At 40.7% G+C, this 22,824-nt stretch carries 20 protein-coding genes; 16 read left to right on the plus strand and 4 right to left on the minus strand.

The window, feature by feature from the left end; genetic code table 11:
• Positions 1-39: 39 nt before the first annotated feature.
• Positions 40-1,491, plus strand: a complete 1,452-nt coding sequence (locus RB160_RS15955; protein WP_316571421.1) for a serine hydrolase domain-containing protein — start codon at positions 40-42, stop codon at positions 1,489-1,491.
• Positions 1,492-1,885: 394 nt separating this feature from the next.
• Here RB160_RS15955 and RB160_RS15960 read toward each other — a convergent pair whose 3' ends face one another.
• The 3 genes from RB160_RS15960 to RB160_RS15970 all read right to left on the minus strand — a co-directional run bounded on the left by RB160_RS15960 (position 1,886) and on the right by RB160_RS15970 (position 5,364).
• On the minus strand, positions 1,886-2,104 hold the full coding sequence (locus RB160_RS15960; protein ID WP_316571422.1) for a hypothetical protein: 219 nt from the start codon (positions 2,102-2,104) through the stop codon (positions 1,886-1,888).
• A 258-nt stretch (positions 2,105-2,362) separates the two neighbouring features.
• Positions 2,363-3,778, minus strand: coding sequence for a YfcC family protein (locus RB160_RS15965; protein ID WP_316571423.1), 1,416 nt, complete (start codon positions 3,776-3,778; stop codon positions 2,363-2,365).
• A gap of 353 nt (positions 3,779-4,131) precedes the next feature.
• A complete protein-coding gene (locus RB160_RS15970) occupies positions 4,132-5,364 on the minus strand; it encodes an MFS transporter (protein ID WP_316571424.1) in 1,233 nt (410 codons plus the stop codon).
• Positions 5,365-5,695: 331 nt separating this feature from the next.
• On the opposite strand from RB160_RS15970, the gene RB160_RS15975 reads away from it, so the two are divergent.
• From RB160_RS15975 to rihC, 4 genes are all read left to right on the plus strand, one after another.
• Entirely contained in the window at positions 5,696-6,352 is a 657-nt protein-coding gene (locus tag RB160_RS15975) for a hypothetical protein (RefSeq protein WP_316571425.1), read from the plus strand.
• Between the two features lie 197 nt (positions 6,353-6,549).
• Positions 6,550-6,753 (plus strand): hypothetical protein, encoded by a 204-nt coding sequence (locus tag RB160_RS15980; protein ID WP_316571426.1) that lies wholly within the window; start codon positions 6,550-6,552, stop codon positions 6,751-6,753.
• Between the two features lie 684 nt (positions 6,754-7,437).
• Complete coding sequence (locus RB160_RS15985; protein WP_316571427.1) at positions 7,438-8,253, plus strand: undecaprenyl-diphosphate phosphatase; 816 nt, start codon at positions 7,438-7,440, stop codon at positions 8,251-8,253.
• 546 nt (positions 8,254-8,799) lie between these two features.
• The gene (gene rihC / locus RB160_RS15990) at positions 8,800-9,696 is read left to right on the plus strand and encodes a ribonucleoside hydrolase RihC (protein ID WP_316571428.1); all 897 of its coding nucleotides are present in this window, start codon (positions 8,800-8,802) and stop codon (positions 9,694-9,696) included.
• A 111-nt stretch (positions 9,697-9,807) separates the two neighbouring features.
• Here rihC and RB160_RS15995 read toward each other — a convergent pair whose 3' ends face one another.
• Complete coding sequence (locus RB160_RS15995; RefSeq protein WP_316571429.1) at positions 9,808-10,038, minus strand: WGxxGxxG family protein; 231 nt, start codon at positions 10,036-10,038, stop codon at positions 9,808-9,810.
• A gap of 232 nt (positions 10,039-10,270) precedes the next feature.
• On the opposite strand from RB160_RS15995, the gene RB160_RS16000 reads away from it, so the two are divergent.
• The 11 genes from RB160_RS16000 to RB160_RS16050 all read left to right on the plus strand — a co-directional run bounded on the left by RB160_RS16000 (position 10,271) and on the right by RB160_RS16050 (position 22,814).
• Positions 10,271-10,537: a nucleoside hydrolase gene (locus RB160_RS16000; protein WP_316571430.1), complete on the plus strand. Its 267-nt coding sequence runs from the start codon at positions 10,271-10,273 to the stop codon at positions 10,535-10,537.
• A 410-nt stretch (positions 10,538-10,947) separates the two neighbouring features.
• Positions 10,948-12,303: a hypothetical protein gene (locus RB160_RS16005; protein ID WP_316571431.1), complete on the plus strand. Its 1,356-nt coding sequence runs from the start codon at positions 10,948-10,950 to the stop codon at positions 12,301-12,303.
• Between the two features lie 603 nt (positions 12,304-12,906).
• Positions 12,907-13,929, plus strand: a complete 1,023-nt coding sequence (locus RB160_RS16010; protein ID WP_316571432.1) for an asparaginase — start codon at positions 12,907-12,909, stop codon at positions 13,927-13,929.
• 23 nt (positions 13,930-13,952) lie between these two features.
• A complete protein-coding gene (locus RB160_RS16015) occupies positions 13,953-15,575 on the plus strand; it encodes a glutathione ABC transporter substrate-binding protein (protein WP_316571433.1) in 1,623 nt (540 codons plus the stop codon).
• Between the two features lie 66 nt (positions 15,576-15,641).
• The gene (gene gsiC / locus RB160_RS16020; protein ID WP_316571434.1) at positions 15,642-16,562 is read left to right on the plus strand and encodes a glutathione ABC transporter permease GsiC; all 921 of its coding nucleotides are present in this window, start codon (positions 15,642-15,644) and stop codon (positions 16,560-16,562) included.
• Between the two features lie 24 nt (positions 16,563-16,586).
• Positions 16,587-17,495: a nickel transporter permease gene (gene nikC / locus RB160_RS16025; RefSeq protein WP_316571435.1), complete on the plus strand. Its 909-nt coding sequence runs from the start codon at positions 16,587-16,589 to the stop codon at positions 17,493-17,495.
• A gap of 14 nt (positions 17,496-17,509) precedes the next feature.
• Positions 17,510-18,499: an ABC transporter ATP-binding protein gene (locus tag RB160_RS16030; protein WP_316571436.1), complete on the plus strand. Its 990-nt coding sequence runs from the start codon at positions 17,510-17,512 to the stop codon at positions 18,497-18,499.
• A gap of 3 nt (positions 18,500-18,502) precedes the next feature.
• Complete coding sequence (locus RB160_RS16035) at positions 18,503-19,465, plus strand: ABC transporter ATP-binding protein (RefSeq protein WP_316571499.1); 963 nt, start codon at positions 18,503-18,505, stop codon at positions 19,463-19,465.
• 35 nt (positions 19,466-19,500) lie between these two features.
• Positions 19,501-21,228, plus strand: a complete 1,728-nt coding sequence (locus RB160_RS16040) for a sigma 54-interacting transcriptional regulator (protein ID WP_316571437.1) — start codon at positions 19,501-19,503, stop codon at positions 21,226-21,228.
• Positions 21,229-21,619: 391 nt separating this feature from the next.
• Positions 21,620-22,003, plus strand: a complete 384-nt coding sequence (locus tag RB160_RS16045) for a hypothetical protein (RefSeq protein WP_316571438.1) — start codon at positions 21,620-21,622, stop codon at positions 22,001-22,003.
• A 94-nt stretch (positions 22,004-22,097) separates the two neighbouring features.
• Positions 22,098-22,814 (plus strand): DUF6946 family protein, encoded by a 717-nt coding sequence (locus RB160_RS16050; protein ID WP_316571439.1) that lies wholly within the window; start codon positions 22,098-22,100, stop codon positions 22,812-22,814.
• Positions 22,815-22,824 lie beyond the last annotated feature (10 nt).

A 22,824-nucleotide genomic window follows, 5' to 3' on the forward strand; every position in this document is an offset into this window, starting at 1 on the left:
TCATTCCGCTTAGTTTTTTGCATTTATGGAGGTTTATTGATGATTACGAAGAAATTTAGCTATATTTTTCTGTTCATAATCCTGTTAACGACTATTTTTCATCATCCCTTTTCTGTAAGTGTCCAAGCCGCTGAATCGTTTAATACGGAAGATATTGATGAATTTGTCACTGCGTATATAGATCGAAATGGGCTGCCCGGTGCATCTATTGTCGTTGTTAAAGACGGTGAATTAGTCTATGAGAAAGGATATGGCCATGATTCTAAAGGGAACCCTATAACAGAAAAGTCGTTAATGAGAATCGGTTCGGCATCCAAATCATTTACTGCATTTGCTGTTTTACAACTTGTAGATGAAGGGAAAATCCAACTGGATGCCCCAGTCATTAACTATTTGCCAGAGGTAAAACTTAACGACCCAAGATGGAAAGACGTTACAATACGACAAGTTTTGAGCCACACATCGGGAATTCCAAATCCGACTATTGTTCCGCCAGCCAGCACCTTAAAAGCGGGGGTAGAACGAGTGAATGATTGGAAGCTTCAATCAAACCCAGGAGAGAAATATTATTATAGCAATGCGAATTACTGGATTTTAGCGTTTTTGGTGGAGAAAGTAAGCGGAATGGAATTTTCTCAATATCTTAAACAAAAAGTATTCTCTCCACTAGGAATGAATGACTCACTCACGACTGTTAATACTGGGGATTTTGTAAAAGGACTGCCTAAAGGCCATGTAACAGCATATGGAACTGCAATGCCTTGGACAGAGCTTGAAGCGATGAATACGGGAGCCGGGAGTATCATATCAACGGCATCCGATATGGGGAAATGGCTTTCCATGCAAACGAACGAGGGAAAGACTGAAACAGGGGAGCAATTATTATCAAAAAAGTTATTGGAAGAATCTTATTCGCCACAACTTGGAAGCAAAAAATATGGACTTGGTTGGGAGTTAAGCTCACCCGATGTAAAGCCAACTCGCATTTCACATAGCGGAGTGGAAACAACGTATCAAACTCAACAAGACATCATACCAAGTAGTGGTTATGCCGTTGCAGTTTTACTGAATAGCTTTACCCCTACTTTAGAACACGCTTATGAGATTAGCTCAGGTATTATCCAATTGACTGAGGGACAAGAACCTGAAATAAAAGCTCCAGTACCTACAATTATCGATTTATCACTTGGCGTTATCACATTGATTTATTTGATTTTAGGAATTAGAGGGATATTGCGGAGTAAAAAATGGTCGGCTAAACGAAAAAAACATCCTGCTTGGAAATTTATCCTTCGTTTAGTGCCCCAATTGGTTCCAACAATATTGATCGGCTGGCTGTTTTTTATTGTTCCAACGTTACAAAATAACAGTTCGACCACACTTGATGCATTCGGCCTGTTTCCAGCAGCGATGGTCCTATTGGGGATGGTTTTCATTATTGGGTTGGCTCTTTCCATTTTAAGAATCTATTTTCGAATTACAATAAAATAAAGGTAAAGATTATAATAATCATACGTAAAAAAGCTCAGAATGACTGAACTGCCCCCTGGCAAGAAAATAAAAACAAGCTAAGCGGCTTTAGCGCTGTAATCCATAGGGCTAAGGTTGATTAACCGTTGTTGGTGCCGGTCAGAGCTACAGGGACGAAAAAGCCATTGAAGAAAAAAAGTCCTATATAGATAACTGGCTAATAAAAATGATGAACGTGAAGAATCATGGAGGCACGAGGAAGTTGAATAAGAAAATTGTCGTGTTCGATACAAACACCTATGTCAATCATTATCTAGGATACAAACCAGTTGTGGATCTCTTTTACCAGGACAAGGAAGATGGTTATGAGATCCACATTTCTTCAATTGTTGAAAAGAAGGGGAGAACGCCAACTTTAAAACTTGTGTGGTTCGTCAAGATGGCTCGATGCATATAAAGTATTTGTGATCCTGGTGTCGCGGGCAATCGTGGTTGTTATAATGAAGAAAATGGCTCCTATAATAAGTGCCCAATTGTATTCTCCTACAAAAAATAACACAAATGCTCCTACTAACGATCCCACCATCAATACCATCAGTAGAACTTGAATTTTTCCCTTGAGTTTTTCATTCATGTGCATACCCCTCTTTCATGATAAATTCTGATATTCCCACGCAAATAATAATCCTCCCGAATTCTTAAACGGGTATTTTTAGTACAGACGCTAATTATGAAAATACGTTACAGGTTATCAAAATTTTCTTCTTGTGGGGCTGTTTTTTAGCAAAAGAATATTATTCTCTGGCGGAACAAGTGTTAGGGTCCAGTACAATACCCAAAAATGAAAGAAGAGGTGCGCCGTTTGATAAGGGCACACCTCTTGCTTCTTTTATCAGCCTGTCCATTGGATGGATTGGGCAATGACCAGCAAAATAATAGATAAAACAACATATTGTCCAAATAGAGGAATATAGAACTTAAACCACTTTTGATATGGAACTCCGGCAATGACCAATGCTGCCATAAAGTATCCTGAAGTAGGATAGAGAATATGGGCGAATCCGTCACCTAGTTGGAAAGCAAGTACAGCAGTTTGTCTTGTAACACCAACTATATCAGCTAATGGCGCCATGATTGGCATTGTTACAAGTGCTTGTCCACTGCCAGAAGGGATAATGAAGTTGATCGTTAACTGAACAACATACATTCCAACAGCACTTAATACAGGTGGTAAATCTCCAACAAATGAACCTAGGGAATGAACAATGGTATCCATAATTTGTCCATCTTCCAGAACCACGGCTACTGCCCTGGCGACCCCAACGATAATCGCGCCAACTAACACATCACGGAACCCTTGGTTAAATCCTTCACAAATTTGTGTTGTCGTAAGTCCAGCAATTAAACCAACCACAATCCCCATGATAACGAATAATCCAGACATCTCTACCATAAACCAGCCATGTCCGATAACTCCGTATACTAAAATTCCAAAGAAAACAAGTGTAGCTAACGCAGCGTATTTCTGCCTTGGAGTCGCTTTGATTTTTTCTACGTTGCCAACCTTTTGATACATTGCCCGCTTTTCCCGGTCATCTTCATAAACTAAACTGTTCTTTGGGTCTTTTTTCACTTTATTTGCGTATCGCATAAGAAAAAATACTCCCATTGCTACAGATACAACAAAAAGAATAAGCCGGAATCCCATCCCGGAAAACACTGGCAACCCGGATATTTTTTGGGCCAAACCTGTATTGATTGGATTTAGGACACCAGCAGTAAATCCTAAAACAGTACCGAATAATGCAATAGCTGCCGCCACCATCGAATCATACCCTAATGCAATCATAAGCGGCAATATGACCGGAATATAGACTAAAGATAATTCTGGTGTACCGATTAGCGTTGCTACAACCGCAAATACAGTGATTAAAATTGGGATGAGTAAAACACTTTTATTGGCGAATTTTCTCGATAAGTTATCAACAGCAATTTCAATAATTCCTGTACGCCTAAGAACCATGAACATTCCACCAATAATAAACGTAAAGAAAACAACTTCCCCAGCATCAATTAAACCCCTTGGTATAACAGTTAAAAAATCGATCAGTCCTACTGGTGTTGATTCGACTTGTGTGTAGGAATTTGGATCAATAGTCGTTCTTCCCTCTGGTCCCGGAATCCTCTCAAATGTACCCGCAGGAACAAAGTAAGTTGCCACTGCCGCAATTGCACTAAATAAAAACAAAATGACATAAATATGCGGCAGCTGAAATCCTTTTTTCTGAAACGTTTCATTTTTACCCATGATGTCTCCCCCTTTGTTGCCCTTTTGTGAAAGGGTTTACAATGTATTAACTGTAATAATATTTAAAAATCCAAGACTTGTCATCGTGTTTTTTGGATAGAAAATGAAAAAAGGATTTGTTCAAGATAAACATATAAATTAAATCAAGCATAAAATAAGCATGAAATTTAGTTAACATGCACAAAAATGAGATAATATACCTGCTTTTCCAAGGGAAATATTAGTATGACCTAGTCCAACATACTCGTGGAAATTATATTGAAAGTAGAAAAAGGGTTTTAGTGAGGCCTTTTTCAACGAATGCAAAAGGGCTGTACCAAAGCCATTATGGCAATGGTACAGCCCCGTTGGATTTATGGTTTATCCATTGCTAATTTGATTCGTTCAGGCCGTTTTTCCCTTTTTGCTTCAGAGGGTACTTTTTTCCTGCTTCCAAAGAGATACAATAACAGGATTACAACCATAAAAGCTGCAGAATAACTAAACGTCCTGCCATACCCGACATTTTTAGCTAAGAACCCGAGGCCTACTGATCCAATGGCCAAACCAAAATCAATAAAAATAAGAAGCATGGAATTGGCGGTTGCTTTTTTGTCAGCTGGAACAAGCGTTAATGCCCAAGCCTGGATCGTTGGATGGACGATTCCATAAGCGATTCCGAATAGTATTCCTGAAACCCAAACCATCCCCATACCAGTAGAAAAACCCAATAAGGCCAAACCTGCAGCACCTGCGATACCGGCCGGAATAATAAGGACCCTATGGCCCCATCTATCGAATATCTTGCCAGAGACTAACCGAACTAAAACCATTGCAATTGCTTGTGCGATAAAAAACTGTGATATCTTTCCCCCGACATTGATCTCTTTTCCAAACGCTCCTATAAAGTTGACAGTTCCTGCGATTGCCATATAATTGAGTGCCACCAAGATACATGGAAGAAGGACACGCTTATCGTACATGTACTTATAGAAAGGTTCTTTCTTTGTCTCCTGTGGCTTTTCCTCTTCCTTTTTAATCGTATTGTTTTTTGTGAAAAAACTGCACACTAGCGAAAAAGCCATAAGCCCGAGAGTCAATACCATCATGGAACGGAACGAAAAATTTGCAAGATAAGAAATCGCGATGAGTGGCCCCATTGTTGTCCCAACACTTGTAGACATTGCGAAAAAAACAATGCCCTCTCCTAACCGCGATCGAGGAACAATATTGCTTGATATTGTAAAGACCAAAATCGTAAGCATACTAAATCCGATACCTTGCAGTGCTCGAATGAAAATTAAAAATCCAATCGAGTCATTTACAAAAGTAAGGCCAATCGTTCCTATAAAATAAACAAGCGAAATAATGAGAAGCAATTTCATATTCACTTTTTGGATGATCACACTTGCAAAGAAGCGCGTAACTAATGATGCCAACATTAAAGTCGTCGTCATGGTTCCAGCAATCGCAGGATTATTACTTATAGTTGATACGAAAATTGGGAAACCCGCTGTAATCATATAAAAAGAAGCGAACATGACTGAAGACAATAAAATAATGATTACATATTGATTTGTCCATAGTTTAACTTTGAATTTAGGCATAGAGGAAAGACCGCCTCCCAAGGCTATTTTTATGAATAAGGATGATTTACAGGTGAAAATTATTCTTCCCTGATTTTTATAAAATATTTTCACATAAGGATGAAATCTAAATTGAAATAAGGCGAGGTTGTATGGAGGAAGAAGATTCATTCATTACCTGCTTTTGGAGGTATTGCACCTCTTCATACAGGTAACCCATGCTATAATTGAATAAGCAATAACATTAGGTAAGCTCAGCTGATACGACCCGCGAAATCAACACCGCTTATAAGATGACATCGTACCAAGGGGAAAGCTGGGAAAGCACTGAGAGGACAAACGGAGGTATCTTGTGTCTATACTTTTCGCACTCATTTCTATAATCGGTATTTATTGTCTGATACGAAATTTTATTAACCTTAAGAAGGCAATTGACCTTGCTGAAAATTCGTTATTCCCTGTGGCAGAAGGGCAATTTTCAAGTGTCCTTATTCCGGGGGAATGGAAAATCACATCGAGGCTATCCAAACAAACAAAATCGTATCGAATTGTTAAATGGGGAACAGGTGCAGTGCTCATTCTTATGGCAACCTTACTTGTTCTTGTGATGTATATTGATTGGCTGTCTTCGTCTCTGTTCAGTTCTGCCTATTTGTTCTATTTGATTCTAAACGCAGTCAAGCACCCCGGAAATTTTTATATTGTACCCAATGGAATCATTCTTGAGAGCAAATTCATTCCTTCTTCGGATATAAAGGAATACTCAGTGGAGAAGATTGTCCGTTGGCATGCTTTATATGGCCTTGACTCCCGGGTAAACAATGGATTTAAGGTCAGTTTCAATTTTAAAAATAAGCTGGCTCCACCAGATTATGTGGTGATTACAGAGAAGAAGGAACTCGAGACGGTTATTGAACTGCTTAACGCTCAGGGAATATATTCAAAAGTGCAGATAGATGAGTCGACTGGAACAGCTGGTTCGCAGGGAGAATGGAAAGATTCGAAATAAACTTTGGATACGAGTAATAGTTGAGGCCTGTGCAAGAGATCAGGCATAGCACTGGTCTTTTTTTATTTTTAATTTTTTACAAAAACAGCTTGAACAGTACAAGGGAGCGCCGATTTAATTGGCGCTCTTTTGCTGTTTTTGCCAGTCAGAGAATGGGAATAGTATAGAGAACGATACTGGCAAAGGAGGCGCAAGTTATGAATGATGATAAGAAAAAGCTGGAGGAAGTCCTTAAACATACGCTTGAAGTGGAAGAGGACCTGATGCGGACCTATTTAATCACAGCCGACAATATCCATGAGGATCCTGAGCTAAAGAATCGGCTCGAAAATTTCGCGGAAGGCAATGCGAAGCGTACTGACCAGTTGATAAACGAGCTAAAGGAACTTGAGAATAAATAATTATGTATAGCCGATTTGGAAAAAGATACGGAGGTTTTCAATAGTCGCCAGGCACCACCTAGATATGGTTCCACAACGAATACTATTAGTAGGCAATCCCCATCTGAATTTAGGATGGGGATTACTTTATTCCAGTTGGCAAAACTGAAAACCGAAACGGAAGATAACTTTCGAGTAACGGATTCGGTTTTCGAGTACAAAAACTCAATTCGCTTACTAATTAGCAGTCCAATTCGCGACTGAATTGGACTGCATCCTTTTGTTGAAATATAAAGGTTTTCTGTGTGTTTTATGGCGTTTTAGCATTCGAATTCGCAACCCTTTTAGCAAGATGACATTAATTATTGTCAACGTGCGTATTGGCATGCTTATTGCTATGTGAATTAGTGTGCTGAAAATGATAAGAGGGTTTTTGGATATTTATGTAAAAAAAATTAAGGGAGCTTATTCAACATAAGGAGCAGCATTCCTGTAATAGAGCTATGTTTGTGAACAAGTGTATTTAAACATACGGGTGATGATCCGAGAAGGATTACCGCCCTTTTTTGTTGAATGCCTTAATAAACGAACGGTGCAGAAGAGTTTAATAAGCCTCAAGACCTAGATTAAAATATACCTTAAGGTCATTACAAGGAATACTTTCGCACGATAAGATAAAGTCAAAAAAGAAAGAAGGACTTAGAAATGGGAGAATCAGAAATTATTTATATAATAAAGATGATTATTATTGGGTTAGTTCAAGGCTTTACGGAACCTATCCCCGTGTCATCAAGTGGTCATGTAATGATTGCCAGCGAAATTTTAGGGCTTGGGGAACAAGGATTTACTTTTGCAATACTTACAAATACCGCTTCACTCTTGGCAATACTTTATATTTATAGACAAGATATTGTTAGGCTTATTAGTAATTCGATATATTATTTGAAAACAAATAACATTCAATACAAAAGTGACTTTCGCTTCGTTTGCTTTATAGTCATAGGTACTATTCCGGCAGCTGTTCTTGGGATTATATTAAATGACTATATCGCAGAAAATGTTAGTATGGGCACCATTGCAGTAATGCTTTTCGTTACAGGAATTGCACTGTGGTTAATTCGTAATATGAAGGGAATTAAAGGAGAAGGTGAGATTTCTTTTAAGGATGCATGGATTGTAGGTTTAGGACAGGCCGTAGCATTGACTCCTGGAATTAGCCGTTCGGGTGCGACAATCATTTCAGCAATTGCTGTGGGTATGAAACAAGATACAGCACTTCGATTTTCATTTTTGTTGTATATCCCAGTTAGTCTCGGCGGTGTTGTACTCGGTTTTTCCGACTTTTTGAATGAACCGAATAAATCAGACTTAGCAATTCCATATTTATCAGCATTTATTGCAACACTTTTTATGACTTATTTTGCAATGAGATGGTTTATGGGAATCATGAAAAATGGGAAATTAGTTTATTTTACATATTATTGTTTTATCGTTGGAACATTACTCTTAATATTCTTTTAAGAACAAAAATGCAAACAAAGTTCTAAAAAAGTAAAATAGCAATCCTTGTTAAATGTAAATTTTATCCCGCATTAGCGGGCAGTAAGACCCCCATCTCATGATTCTAAAGGTTAACGAAGAGGATAGGTAGGGTATCAACTGCCCGTAAAAGTTTCCTATATTGTGAAGGATTACACTTAAACTAACTGGTGCTTATCTTAAACAGTGCTACTAAAAAAAGCTCGAAGCATAATGGCTCCCAGCTTTTTGCGTGCTAATTTTACTGCTAAAGTGTGGGCTAATTCATATATGTATTACCGTGCGAAATGTACTGCTAATTCGAATTTTGTACTTAAAAACCGAACCCGTTAACTTTCGAGGGATTTGCTCTTATAAAACATAAAGGAATCCCTTGGAAAAATAGTAAAAAGTATTTCTACCTAGGAGGATTGACTGTTATTTTAGAATAGTTTACGATAGATGTGTAAACGGTTACACATTAGGATGTCATATCAATTATTTTTATAAAACTCACACCTAAGAACGTACACAAGGAGGCACAATATAATGAGGAGAATTCCAATTGTTATTGATACAGATCCAGGTATTGATGATGCCGCTGCATTGGGCTTGGCATTTTACAGGGATGAACTGGACGTAAAATTAATTACAACCGTATCAGGAAACGTAGATATTCATAACATCACAAGAAACGCACTGAAGCTTGTCACATTTTTCGATAAGGATATTCCGGTTGCAAAAGGGATGGAAACGCCTTTATTGAATCCGGCATTGGGAAACAAAGTTCATGGTGAGACGGGGATGGATGGCTACAACTTCCCCGAGCCGGCGCGTACCATTTTAAAAGAGCATGCGGTTGAAGCGACGCGTTCCTTGCTGGAGGAATCGGAAGAGAAGATTACCCTTGTCCCGGTTGGTCCTTTAACAAATATTGCGGCGTTGCTGTTGATGTATCCTCAATTGAAAGACAAAATTGAGAGAGTTGTCTTAATGGGTGGTTCGCTATCAGGTGGAAATGTGAACGGTGCCGCCGAGTTTAATATTTGGGCCGATCCCCATGCCGCAAAAATTGTGTTTGAATCCGGTTTGGATATCGTCATGATTGGCCTGGATGTTACATTGAAAGCCCGAATCGGGGAGGATGTGTTATCGAAATCCCCGAATAAATCTGCTGAAATGTTCGATGCGATCTTCCGCAATTATCGGGACGGAGATATGGAACAAGGTGTCGCAATGCATGATTCTTGTGCCATTGCTTATTTAACAAATCCCGAGATGTTCACTGTTGAGCCTAGGCATGTAAAGGTAGTTACCGAAGGTCCGGCGAGCGGCATGACAATGGAAGTGTTTAGAAATGAAGAACCAAATGTACATGTCGCAGTTGGAATTGATGTTGAAGCCTTCAAGGAATGGTTCCTTGGCACATTAGCGAAAATGGTTTAATTTCTGAAAATCCGAACGTTTAATAACGAGACCAAGCCACTCATAGAAGCGGCTTGGTCTCGGGTTGTTTATAAAGCTTTCAACTGTCCGTAAAGGGAGCTGTGTTCTTGGCTATCTATTGTTCCTATCGTTCCTTCTCATTCCTAAAAGACCTGCCAGACCAATTATCCCAATCCATCCCCAATCCGTATCATCATCATCATCATTGTTATTCATGTCTTGTGCACTTTCAGTACTTTTGAAAAGGTTTGCAACTGGATTTTGAGCTAAACCAGTGTAATTCCCAAACATCATGATAGTAACTAAAAGGGCACAAAGTGAATACAGAAGTTTTTTATACATCAATGCTTCCTCCTTTCGAAATTACTTTTATAGTTCGTAATTGATGGAATAATTATGCATGGAATTTAAAATATTTTTCCGCATGGGATCTGCCATCAAGCTGGTTGTTCTATAGCTTTTTGATATGGCTTTCGAATCCGGTTTGGATATCGTAATGATTGGCCTGGATGTTACATTGAAAGCCCGAATCGGGGAAGACGTGTTATCATAATCCCCGAAAAAATCTGCTGAAATGTTTAATGCGATCTTCCGCAATTATCGGGACGGAGATATGGCACAAGGCGTCGCGTTGCATGACTCTTGTACCATTGCTTATTTAACAAATCCCGAGATGTCCACGGTCGAGCCTAGACTTGTAAAGGTAGTTACCGAAGGCCCGGCGAGCGGCATGACTATGGAAGAGTTTAGACACGAAGAACCGAACGTACATGTTGCTGTCGGAATTGATGTTGAAGCCTTTAAGGAATGGTTCCTTGGCACATTAACTAAATTGGTTTAATTTTGATTAATACCGAAGTTTTCAGTTACGCAGTGAATCCAATCTTAAGAGAATAATAATGAGACCGAGCCACGGAAGCGGCTCAATGCAGGTAAACACATTCCAATCAATCAGTATTGAACAGGGCGTTCCTTAGTCAGGAGCGTCCTTTATCTTTTAATGGGGGGTTGTTGTCAGTCAAAAAGTTATGAAGAAATTTTTCAGAAATATAGCTAGATAAATATATTTTATTGGAGGATGAATCGCATGCTTGGAAGTACTTTGCCCTCAAATAGACAATATATTTGTTCAAAGTCCTTTTTACCTAATTTAACAACCGAAAGTTTATTCTCTTTGGCAATAGGCAAATAGGTTAAAGAACCTTTCCTTGGTTCCGGAATAGTATGTATTTTTTGAAGGAGGTTCTAAGAATGAAACTATCATATCTCAAAATCCTTAGGCCTTCTAAAGCATTGTTGATTGTCCACCTGGTTATAGTTTTAGTAGCGTGTGGTTCTGAAAAGGAAACCAATACAGAAAAGGTTAAGACGATCAGCGAAGACGAGATTGAAACCCATCTTAAAAATAGGGAATATAAGAAAGTGTATGTATTTATTAATGAAAATGCCAAAAGGGAAGAATACAAACCACTTGTTGATTATGCAATTTCTTCCTTAATGCAAACAGAAGATGAAGAAAGCATTTCTTTTTTAGAGGATAAATTTACTAGTTGGATAGAAGCCAGGGACTATGATATTTTGCACGATTATATAACATCGCTGGAGACTGAGGGAAACGGTGATCCTGTGACGAGCTTTCTTTACGAGGTAGAAAAGTATATGGAGGAAGAGGTGTATTTGGAGGAACAAAAGGCAAAATTGCCGGTGATGAAAAAGCAGCATGATGACTTGGTGAAAAATTTTCCTTACCCAGTACCTTTAAACAAACCAGTGCTTGACGAATTTAGTGGAACAATCCTACAGAAGATTAATGAATTGGAATACAGAGTTCTTCACAACTATAGTGGTGAACAGTATGTTCTAAGGACGTTTGAAACATCTTTCGAGTCGACAGGACGTTTTACAATGAATGTACTTTTTGGGGAAAAGAAGAGGTATAACATGGATAATGGATTCTCCAAAAGTTTTTATGTACTTTATGAAATTCCGGAAAGACAAGTAGAAACCATAAAAAATATCATCGGGTTACGCGAAGGAATTCCTGAAAAGGAGAAAGCGATTAAGGAAACTGAGCAATTAATAGAGGACAGTGTTCCATACTTGAAGGTAATCCTTTCAGCCGTTTTTGATACACGGAATTCTACACCATCGCCCGTTCAAGAACAAGTAGAAAAAGAGCGAGCAGTTAACAGTGAGATTGAATTCATGGTTAAAGAGAACCAATTTTATATAAATGGAATTACATTGCAGGATAGCGAGAAGTTTGTAGCCAGCGTTTTTGGCCAACCAACTTCCAGTGAAGAAGATGAATTAGGCGAAAGTGAAATAATCAATGTTTATGATGGGATAAGGATTGGATATTTTAATGAAAAAGTAACCAGTATCGACTTCGAGATTTCATACGAGGACTTGGAAGAGCAAGTGATAAGTGAATATCCGGGTGATAAGCTTGTAAATGAAGATGGCGATGTTTTTCTTTATAATGAAGAGTCCCAGCATCTATTGATGGTTAAATCCTACGCTGGAACGTATACAGTTTATCTTGGCTACGCGGATAACATCTTCAAGGAAGAACTAGAGTACGGGAATATCCGGGTTCAAAACTAGTGGCGAATATCGATAAATGTGGAATTCCAAAATCCAATTCCACAAGATGTTTCATTAAAAGCAATTGGAACTGTGGTAGAAATCGATTCCAAAAAATTGAAAATTTTATAACCAAAGTATTTGTAAACGATTTACTTTGTGCCTGGGGAGAGGCCGTTCTTGTCCTTATACCTAGTACGTTTTTAAATCGGGATTGATCACTAAATAAGACAATAAATTAATTAGGGAGCCAGGGCCTTTTCATACGTGCCTGGCTTTTATTTTTTTCTTATAATTCTTATTCTTTTTTATTGTAAATGTTGTGAAAGAGTACATAATATCAAATTTATTAAGCTAAATTACCGGACTAATGTGCCCATCTGCTTACGTTTGTAGCATTGAAATCCCTGGTTTCTCTTTTCAAAGTCGGGACATTTTTCACTCCCTTTTATGTAAAAGTCTTTCAAAAAGAAGTTAATAGGTTGTATTTGGTTCGAATAAATTAGTACACTTTACCCAATTTTCAGAAAAATCCAAAGAATAAGTTGCAATTGGTTGTTATCTATTTTATTATAATTTTGAATTATCTAATAATTTGTGTGCAAAAGGGGGAGTGATAAAAGGATGGAAGCTACTAATCTTGTAGAAGTTTATAGGGGCGATCTGTTGGAAAGCTCGCATAACGGTGATATTGCAGTTGTGGATTCTCAAGGAACACTTCTGTATTATGCCGGCAATCCAAACCGATTTGTCTATGCCCGGTCATCAATGAAACCAATCCAGGCGATTCCGGTTGTCGAAACTGGTGCGGCAGACCGTTTTGGATTCAGTGATGCGGATCTTTCACTATGCTGTGCTTCCCATAGTGGTGAGCGGCAGCATACGGATAGGGTCCTTGAAATTCTGAAAAGGGTTGGAATTGATGATTCGGCCTTAAAATGTGGAGTACATATCCCCCGTTGGCAGAATACATACAAAGAATTGATCCTCAGTGGCCAAGAAGTCACTCCTCTCTTCAATAACTGCTCGGGCAAGCATGCAGGGATGCTGGCAACAGCCAAGCATATGGGAGAAACCCTTGAGAATTATTACGATCCCGGCCACCCTGTTCAACAAAGAATTCTTAACGCGGTAAGTGAGATGGCCGATTTTCCAAAGGAAGACATTAAAATTGGCATTGATGGCTGCGGGGTTCCGGTCCACGGGCTTCCACTCGAACGGATTGCCTACAGTTTTGCCAGAATGGCCAATCCTTCTTCACTCGATGAATCCAGACAAAAAACAGTAAAAAGGATTACCCAAGCAATGATTGCCGCTCCAGAAATGGTAGCCGGGACCGATCGTTTCTGTACGGATTTCATGATTGCGGGACAGGGTAGGTTTTTTGGGAAGGCTGGTGCCGAAGCGGTTTATTGCATTGGCGATTATGAAACTGGATTGGGAATCGCTATCAAGATTTCAGATGGGACTCCCAGGGCGGTGTACCCCGCTGCGGTAGAGGTACTTAAACAGTTGAATCTTCTTTCCGAAACCCAAATAAGCCAATTAAATGACCATTACCTTCCTACATTGAAAAATGCCCGCCAAGAAGAGATTGGCAGGATAGTCTCGAATTTCAGCCTCGTTAGCACTGCAGTTTTAAATTAATCAGTTTAAAGGGGGAAACAGTAGTGAAAAAACATTTTATGTCTAAAGTGATCGCTTTGGTGCTCGTAATGGCGGTGTTCCTGGTCGGTTGCTCCAATTCAGATACCAGTTCGGGTAAATCCGACGGCGGCAAAAAGCAAATAAAGGCACCTGAAAACCAGGAAATTGCAAAGAAAGAAGGCAATGATATTACGATTGCTGTTGCTGATAATTTTATCAGCATGGACCCGCATGATACAAATGATACATTATCGTATTCCGCCCAAAAAACAATGCTAGAAGGCTTAGTAGGATTCGATAAGGATATGAAAGTTATTCCTGTTCTTGCCGAAAGCTATGAAGCAAATGATACAGCAACAGAATTTACCTTCAAACTTAAAACAGGCATCCAGTTCCATGACGGAACACCCTTCAATGCCGAAGCGGTAAAGGTTAACATCGACCGCTTAGCCAACCCCGATAACAATTTAAAGCGCCACAGTCTTTTTGCCATCGTTAAAGAAACTCAAGTAGTTGATGAGAACACAATTAAAGTCATCCTGAAAGAACCATTTGGCGCGATGATCAACACATTTGCCCATCCGGCTGCCATGATCATCAGTCCAAAGGCCCTTGAAACATACGGAAAAGAGGTATCCCGCAATCCGGTAGGGACAGGCCCGTTCAAGTTGGGCGAATGGAACCAAACCGACTTTTTAAAAGTTGTTAAAAATGAGAATTACCGTGAAGAAGGCAACCCGAAAGTAGATTCGATTACGTTCAAGCCAACTCCGGAAAATGGCGCGCGTGTTGCGATGCTGCAAACTGGGGAAGCGGACTTCATTTACCCTGTCCCAACAGAACAAGCGGAAAGCATTAACGGTAAAAAAGGCATCGTAGTCGAGAATAACCAATCAATCATTGTCCGGTATTTATCAATGAACACAATGAAAAAACCATTTAATGATCCAAAGGTTCGCCAGGCCATTAACTATGCAATCAACAAAGATGCATTTGTAAAAGTGGTCATGAATGGGTTTTCAAGTAAACTGGATTCCGTCATCGCTCCTAACACCCAATTCTATTCCAAACAGGAAGAATATGAATTTAATATTGAAAAAGCGAAACAATTGTTGAAAGAAGCGGGCTATGAAAATGGCTTTGAAACAAAAGTCTGGGGTAGCAACAACTCCACGGCACAAAAAGGAATGGAATTCATCCAGCAGCAGCTCGGCCAAATCGGGGTGAAGGTTGAAGTAGTCCCAATGGAAACAGGAACAATGTCCGAAAAGATTTGGTCCGTGCAAAATCCTGAAGATGCGGAGCTTGAGCTTTATTATGGCGGATGGTCGCCTTCGACTGGTGATGCCGACTGGGGAATCAGGCCGCTTGTTGGCGGTACGGATGCTTTCCCGCCAAAATCTTATAACACGGCTTATTATAATAGCGATACAGTAAACCAGGCTATTAAAGATGCACTGGCAACGGCTGATCTAGACAAGCGGAAAGCAGCCTATGAGAAGGCTCAAGCAGAAATCTGGAAAGACGCCCCATGGGCCTTTCTATCAGTCGATGATACGATTGCCGGCAAAAAGAATTATCTTGAAGGAATCTACCTGCTTCCAGATGGTTCATTAAGCGTCCAGAACCTTGAAATTAAACAATAATATATAAAAGTTGAGCGCTATATGGTTTCTATAGCGCTCAACTTCTATATGCAAGGAGTGATTACATTGGCTAACTACTTTTTAAAAAGAATAGCAGGAATTGTGCCTATATTATTCCTTATATCAATCTTTATCTTTTTATTTGTACATATGATTCCAGGGGACCCTGCCAGGCTTGTGGCCGGCCAGGATGCGAGCTTGCAGGATGTAGAGATGGTCAGAAAAGAACTGGGATTGGATAAGCCAATGCATAAACAATATATCTCATTCGTTACGAACCTATTTCAAGGTGATTTGGGAGTCTCCTTAAAAACGAAGCGTCCTGTTCTGACTGAGATTGCCGACCGATTCATGCCCACTTTTTGGCTAACCGTCTGGAGCATGGTTTGGGCTGTCCTGTTTGGGCTTCTAATCGGGGTGATTTCAGCCACGAAGAGGAACAAGTGGCAGGATTATTTGGGGATGTTTGGTGCAGTTTCCGGTATTTCGATGCCATCTTTCTGGCTCGGGCTAATGTTGATTCAATTGTTCGCGGTTACGCTGGGATGGCTCCCAACAGGAGGCCTGGATTCCTGGAAAAGCTATATCCTTCCGTCTCTTACACTTGGAGCTGGGGTTGCCGCGGTGGTGGCGAGATTTGCACGATCCTCCTTAATGGAAGTATTAAAGGAAGATTATATTCGGACAGGCCGGGCGAAGGGCTTAAAAGAGAATAACATTGTCTGGGGCCATGCATTAAAAAATTCAATGATCCCGGTCGTGACGATGGTTGGGCTGCAGTTCGGCTTCCTGCTCGGGGGCTCGATTGTCATTGAAACGGTATTCAGTTGGCCTGGCCTTGGGAGGCTTTTAATTGATTCCGTTGCGTTCCGTGATTATCCTGTCATTCAGTCTTTAATGCTTTTGTTCGGATTGGAATTTATCTTAATCAACTTGTTTGTCGATTTGCTTTATGGATTTTTAAACCCGCAAATCCGGTATGAATAGAAGCCAGCGAAAAGGAGGAAGACCATGGCCAACATAAATGCAGGGGAGCAAACAATTTCTGTGCCGTTTGATAAACCAGCCGTACCTAAAAAATCGACGCCTTACACAGAATTTTGGCGGAAGTTCAAGAAACAGAAGATGGCAGTGATTGCGGGGGCGTTTGTGCTTTTCCTATTCGTAATCGCCCTCATTGGCCCCTATATCGCACCGTATGGAGCAGCGGAATTCGATTATGAACACGTATTGGAAGGCCCCTCAATGCAGCACTGGGCCGGAACGGATGCGTACGGCCGTGATATCTTTAGCCGGATTATTGAAGGAACACGAATTTCCTTGTTTATCGGGGTCGTTTCCGTTTTATTAGGTGCGGCAATTGGAACGATACTTGGATTGGTAAGTGGATATTATGGCAAGTGGATTGATAGTGTAATCATGCGGATTTGCGATGTATTGTTTGCCTTCCCGGGAATCCTCCTGGCGATTGGCATCATCGCCATCCTTGGGCCGGGCCTTAGAAATGTCATCATCGCCATTTCGATTTTCAGTGTTCCGATGTTCGCGAGGATTGTCCGAAGCAGTACACTGGCTGTTAAGTCCACTGTATATGTGGAAGCGACGAGGTCGATTGGCGCGAAGCATAAAAGAATCATATGGAAGCATATTTTTCCCGGTACTGTTTCCAGTATCATTGTGTTTTTTACGATGAGGCTTGGAACCGCGATATTATCAGCAGCAAGCCTTAGCTTTCTAGGGTTGGGTGCCCAGCCGCCTTCGCCCGAATGGGGAGCGATGCTAAGCGGGGGCAGGGATTATTTAAGTACGGCCCCTCATGTAACGTTCTTTCCAGGATTGGCTATTTTTATTACTGTATTAGCGTTTAACCTGCTCGGTGACGGCCTTAGGGATGCGCTTGATCCAAAGATTAAAGATTAGGAAGGGGACCTGTCATGGCTCGGGAATTACTTAAGATTGAAAATCTGAAAACCCATTTCAAAAGTGACCGCGGCGTTGTTAAAGCTGTAGACGGGGTTACTGTCACGGTCAATGAAGGGGAAACGGTAGGCATTGTTGGGGAGTCGGGCTGCGGCAAGAGTGTAACCTCCTTATCAATCATGCGGCTCCTTCATGACACCCCGGGTGAAATCGTCGATGGGCGCATTCACTTTAAAGGGAAAAACCTTGCCGAGTTGTCTGAAAGTCAAATGAGGAAAATCCGTGGTAATGAAATGGCGATGATATTCCAGGAACCAATGACTTCGTTAAATCCTGTATATAAAATTGGAAAGCAAATGGAGGAATCGATTCGGCTCCATTTAAAATATGACAAGAAAAAAGCACGACAGCATGCAATCGATATGCTTAAGCTTGTCGGGATACCGAGAGCGGAAGAAATCGTTAATGAGTTCCCGTATCAGTTATCCGGGGGAATGAGACAAAGGGTTATGATCGCGATGGCGATGTCGTGCAGGCCGCAGCTTTTAATCGCGGATGAACCGACTACCGCGCTTGATGTAACCATCCAGGCCCAAATACTTGATCTTATGAGGAAGCTGAGGGAAGAAAGCGGTACGGCCATTATGCTGATTACGCATGATTTAGGTGTGGTTGCGGAAATGTGCGATCGTGTAGTCGTGATGTATGCAGGCAAGGTTGTTGAGGAATCCGATGTTTATTCCATTTTTAAAAACCCGAAGCATCCATATACGAAAGGGTTGCTGCAATCAATTCCTAAGCTTGGCCAAAAAATCAGCCGGCTCGACTCCATCCCCGGCAATGTTCCAACGCCTGGAAATATGCCAGAGGGCTGTAAATTTGCTCCACGCTGTCCGGCTGTAATGGATGTATGCCTATCCAATGACCCGGAACTAAGGGAAGTGGAAAACGGACACACTTGCCGCTGCTGGCTCTATCAGAATTCCGAAGTATTGGAGGTATAAATGATGACAGCTCCTTTGGTGGAAGTTAGCAACCTAAAAAAATACTTTCCGAAGAAAAAAGGATTATTTGGCAAAAACACTACCTATGTCAAAGCGGTCGACGATATTTCTTTTTCAATAAAAAAAGGGGAAACCTTGGGGCTTGTAGGCGAGAGTGGCTGCGGGAAATCTACTACTGGCAGAATGATTATGAAATTGCTGGAGGCAACAGAGGGGAAAATCCTTTTTGAAGGAAAGGATATCACACATTTAACTGATGATGAAATCCGTTCGATGAGAAAAGACTTTCAGATGGTGTTCCAGGATCCGTATGCATCTTTAAATCCTCGGTTAAAAGTAGGCGAAATCATTGAAGAACCTTTGCTTGTCCACGGGTACCCAAAAGATAAACTAAGGGAACGTGTTCAGTATTTACTTGAAGTGGTAGGCTTAAGCGCTTACCACGCTGACCGATACCCTCATGAGTTTAGTGGAGGGCAAAGGCAGAGGATTGGAATAGCGCGGGCGCTCGCCATTAATCCGAAATTAATCGTTGCAGACGAGCCAGTTTCAGCCCTAGATGTTTCGATTCAGTCCCAAATCCTTAATCTATTGAAGGACCTTCAGGAGGAATTCGGTTTAACCTACCTTTTTATCGCCCACGATTTAAGTGTTGTCGAGCATATCAGTGACAGGGTCGGTGTCATGTATTTGGGGAAAATCGTTGAGCTGACTGACAAAGAAACACTGTACAGAAACCCCCTGCATCCTTACACGAAGGCACTGATGTCTGCGGTGCCAATACCTGACCCAAGTATAAAGAGGGAACGAATTCTTTTAAAAGGTGATATACCAAGTCCCTCCAACCCTCCTGCGGGATGTACTTTCCATACGAGATGCCCGTTTGCGGTAGAGCAATGCAAAGTGGATGTTCCAGCTCTACGAGAATTGGAGGATGGCCATTTCGTTTCCTGCCATTTATACTAAAATTGTAAATGTCATGTCCGCTGGAGGTATGTTGGATGGGTGAAAAAAAAGTACACATTATAGCCATACAGGAAAGGTATCTCTCCCAAATTTCGAAACAAATCATCGAAATATTGGGAGATGCAATTATACTTAATCCTTGTCCTCTTAAAGAGTTGCGTTCGGACACCGTGAAAACAGGGGATATCGTTATCCTATCCAACAACATGATCAAAGGAATTGTGACCCAGCTTATTCCGCCGGAGTGTCCGATGATTATAGCCAAGCGGGATATGAATTTTGTTAATGCAAAAGAAATCATTAATCTTCCGGAAAGAAAAAAAATATTGGTTGTAAACGATACAAAAGTAAATACGGACGAAACAGTGGAATCCTTAAAGCAGACCATTTTTGAGCATGAATATATTGCGTATAGTCCGGATGAACCTATTTCTAATTCCATTGATTATATTTTGACCCCGGGGGAAAAGGGGCTTCTTCCAGCTGGATTGCCGAATGTGATCGACATAGGGCCGCGCCTCCTCGATATCGAGACCTTTTTTGAGCTGGTGGAACTTGCCGCGCTAGAAAACGACCGAATTCAAATACTTAAACGTTATATTAAATCCTTGGTCTCACTCTCGTTGAATAACAATGATACTAATGAAACTGTCGACAAAAATGTGAAGGACATTCGCAATGTTGCGGCATACCATTTTAAGGACGTCGTAGCAGTGAGTGAATCAATGAAGGAAACCCTTTTGCTTGCGAAACGCTATTCCTTGATGCAGGGTCCAATTCATATACAAGGGGAAGAAGGCACGGGAAAGAGTATGCTGGCACAGGCAATCCATAATGGTTCCGCATCCGAAGCTTCACCGTTCATCGCAATCAACTGCAAGTCCAAATCGCTTGATATGTTGGAAAAGGAACTGTTCGGATATGAAGACGGCGGCCAGACCTCTCTTGGCTTGTTTGAGGTTACGAAAAATGGAACAGTTTATCTGGAAGAAATAAATGGAATGCTTATGCCGATTCAACAAAAGGTTTTTAAGGCATTGGAAGAAAAAATGTTCTTCCGGGTTGGCGGAACCAAGCCCATACCATTTATGTGCAGGCTCATTACAAGCTCAAATCAAAATTTATGCAATCTTGCGCAAAAAGGTCAATTCCTGCCTGATTTGGTAAATCAATTGCATTTAACTTTGCACGTTCCCTCATTAATTGATAGAAAAGAAGATCTGCCAGCCTTAATAGATGATTTTAAGCGTAGGCTGAACAAAAGTAACGTAATCATCTCGCAGGAAGTAATGGACGAGTTAATCAACTATGATTGGCCAGGCAACGTGACAGAGCTTTATAACGCAATAACGTATCTGCTTTTTCTGGATGATGGACCAATCCGAGTCGACCACTTGCCATTAAGTATAAGATTTCAAGATCGAAGTGGAAGTTTAATTTCCTCGCTAAAGCCACAGCAAAACTTTGACGAAGTTATTCGGAAAATAGAATCCCATGGATTTTTGGAGGAAAGCGTCCAAATAATGCGGATTTTTCTAGAGGGGAAAAAGACGAGAAGTTCCTACGGGAGAGCCACGGTCAAAAACCTCCTCGCCCAAAAAGGGATGATCTTATCGGAACAGCAGCTTCGAATGCGGATGGAAATCCTTCACAAGCTGGGCCTTCTTATTGTCCGCCAAGGAAGGGCAGGATCAACCATTTCGAGGAAAGGTGAAGAGTTTTTGTCCTTTCTAGATCAAACAGAGGCTGCATCGGTTGAGTGATGGGAAGTTTACCTCCGGTCATTTAAATTCTTTTAGTTAAACATTGCCTTCATACGTATCGCTTTGCACGTGGCTGAAACAGTGTCGGAATAACATCGAAAGTGTGCTTTACATGTATGTAAATGAGTTACGACATTAAGCTTAAGGTTTCAGGAACGGGTTATTAGAAGCTGCCAGACAATAGAAAACGCATGAGAAACACTCGCGAACTTTGGGATTCCGAAGGTTGGGGGTGTTTTTTCATATGGTGAGGGTAGTTGTTTGTGTCAATCTTCATTCTATTTGGAAAAGGGGGCGATTGATAATTTTTAAACTGTCGTGTTTTTGAAAAGGAAAAATATAGCTTTTGCCGAATTAGTGGTTAGTAAACATTAATAAAGGGGGCGGCCAAATGGAAATCTATGATGTTGTTAAAGTAAATAACATTACTAGCGGGAAACTTGAGAATGGGGTATTCAGTTTTACCTACGGAAAAAAGAATCCTTCGAAGGGAAGGCAGGTAAAATACCTGCGTGAAGGCGAACATGGGATATATAACTACAGGCATCACATTTCTGCTAAGGACTTAGAGGCAATGGATTTGCCAGATAAACGTGCATTTCAAAACAAATACGGAAAGAATTATTTGAATAACTGGGGTCAGGACGTTAAACAGGAAATTGCTCGGAGAATGAAAGATGAAGGGATTTTTCTTGAACGCGAATTGGAAAATGGTGAAAAAGTTATCGTTAAGTTCGTCTGGGAGGGAGAGATACCGAAGGAGTTTGTAGTTTGAAGCATATTACTGCAATGCTAAGCTATTTAGATGAAAAGTGTAAACGGGAACTTCTCTTAATATTCTTTTATAAAACGGAAAGGAAGAAGTGAATATGGGGAAATACTATGTTCCAACAAAAGGAGTAGAGTCTTGGAGTGAATTGTTGCCAAATCGGGATACGCAATGGAAGGAGGGCTGCTCTGCATACGAGTTAGCTCACTGTTGGGAAGAAGCAGAAAATCTGCCATCTTGTGTAGAGAGAGTATTTAAGAGTAGTAATATTCCTCTCTTACAAGATGTGGAGGTGCTTTATGGATTCCCGGAGTACAAAGTTTCTTTACCAGGGAGAGGTAAGATTTCTCATAATGACCTTTACCTTCTAGCCAGAGCCAATAATGAGTTATTGACGATCATGGTAGAAGGAAAGGTGTCCGAACCATTCGGAGATAAAGTGGTCGCAACCTGGAAAGGGGATACTCCTTCTGATGGGAAAACAAAAAGATTGGCTTATTTGTTAGAATTGCTGAATTTAAAAGAAGAAGATACCCAAAAAATAAGGTATCAATTACTGCATCGGACTGCCTCGGCAATAGTGGAAGCAAAAAAGATAAATGCAAACAACGCACTGATGCTTGTTCATTCCTTTTGTGAGGAAGGCAAATGGTTTGATGACTATGCCAGTTTTGTCAAATTGTTTAATTTAGAACCGTCGAGGAATGCAGTTGTTGGTCCGGTGGCCGTTAACGGAGTCAATCTTTATTTTGGTTGGGTAAAGGGCACCAAGGTAATGCCAAAGGAGCTTTCTCAACTGAGAAAGCTAGAATGCTAACCTAGAAATT

Origin of the sequence: Neobacillus sp. YIM B06451, from assembly GCF_032667185.1 — a bacterium.
Classification (GTDB): domain Bacteria; phylum Bacillota; class Bacilli; order Bacillales; family Cytobacillaceae; genus Bacillus_D.

Bases quoted from the DNA above. Each gene is read 5' to 3' on its own strand.
- RB160_RS15955 (WP_316571421.1), top strand. From the start codon at position 40: ATGATTACGAAGAAATTTAGCTATATTTTTCTGTTCATAATCCTGTTA.
- RB160_RS15960 (WP_316571422.1), bottom strand. From the start codon at position 2,104: ATGAATGAAAAACTCAAGGGAAAAATTCAAGTTCTACTGATGGTATTG.
- RB160_RS15965 (WP_316571423.1), bottom strand. From the start codon at position 3,778: ATGGGTAAAAATGAAACGTTTCAGAAAAAAGGATTTCAGCTGCCGCAT.
- RB160_RS15970 (WP_316571424.1), bottom strand. From the start codon at position 5,364: ATGCCTAAATTCAAAGTTAAACTATGGACAAATCAATATGTAATCATT.
- RB160_RS15980 (WP_316571426.1), top strand. From the start codon at position 6,550: ATGAATGATGATAAGAAAAAGCTGGAGGAAGTCCTTAAACATACGCTT.
- RB160_RS15985 (WP_316571427.1), top strand. From the start codon at position 7,438: ATGGGAGAATCAGAAATTATTTATATAATAAAGATGATTATTATTGGG.
- rihC (WP_316571428.1), top strand. From the start codon at position 8,800: ATGAGGAGAATTCCAATTGTTATTGATACAGATCCAGGTATTGATGAT.
- RB160_RS15995 (WP_316571429.1), bottom strand. From the start codon at position 10,038: ATGTATAAAAAACTTCTGTATTCACTTTGTGCCCTTTTAGTTACTATC.
- RB160_RS16000 (WP_316571430.1), top strand. From the start codon at position 10,271: ATGTTTAATGCGATCTTCCGCAATTATCGGGACGGAGATATGGCACAA.
- RB160_RS16005 (WP_316571431.1), top strand. From the start codon at position 10,948: ATGAAACTATCATATCTCAAAATCCTTAGGCCTTCTAAAGCATTGTTG.
- RB160_RS16010 (WP_316571432.1), top strand. From the start codon at position 12,907: ATGGAAGCTACTAATCTTGTAGAAGTTTATAGGGGCGATCTGTTGGAA.
- nikC (WP_316571435.1), top strand. From the start codon at position 16,587: ATGGCCAACATAAATGCAGGGGAGCAAACAATTTCTGTGCCGTTTGAT.
- RB160_RS16030 (WP_316571436.1), top strand. From the start codon at position 17,510: ATGGCTCGGGAATTACTTAAGATTGAAAATCTGAAAACCCATTTCAAA.
- RB160_RS16035 (WP_316571499.1), top strand. From the start codon at position 18,503: ATGACAGCTCCTTTGGTGGAAGTTAGCAACCTAAAAAAATACTTTCCG.
- RB160_RS16040 (WP_316571437.1), top strand. From the start codon at position 19,501: ATGGGTGAAAAAAAAGTACACATTATAGCCATACAGGAAAGGTATCTC.
- RB160_RS16045 (WP_316571438.1), top strand. From the start codon at position 21,620: ATGGAAATCTATGATGTTGTTAAAGTAAATAACATTACTAGCGGGAAA.
- RB160_RS16050 (WP_316571439.1), top strand. From the start codon at position 22,098: ATGGGGAAATACTATGTTCCAACAAAAGGAGTAGAGTCTTGGAGTGAA.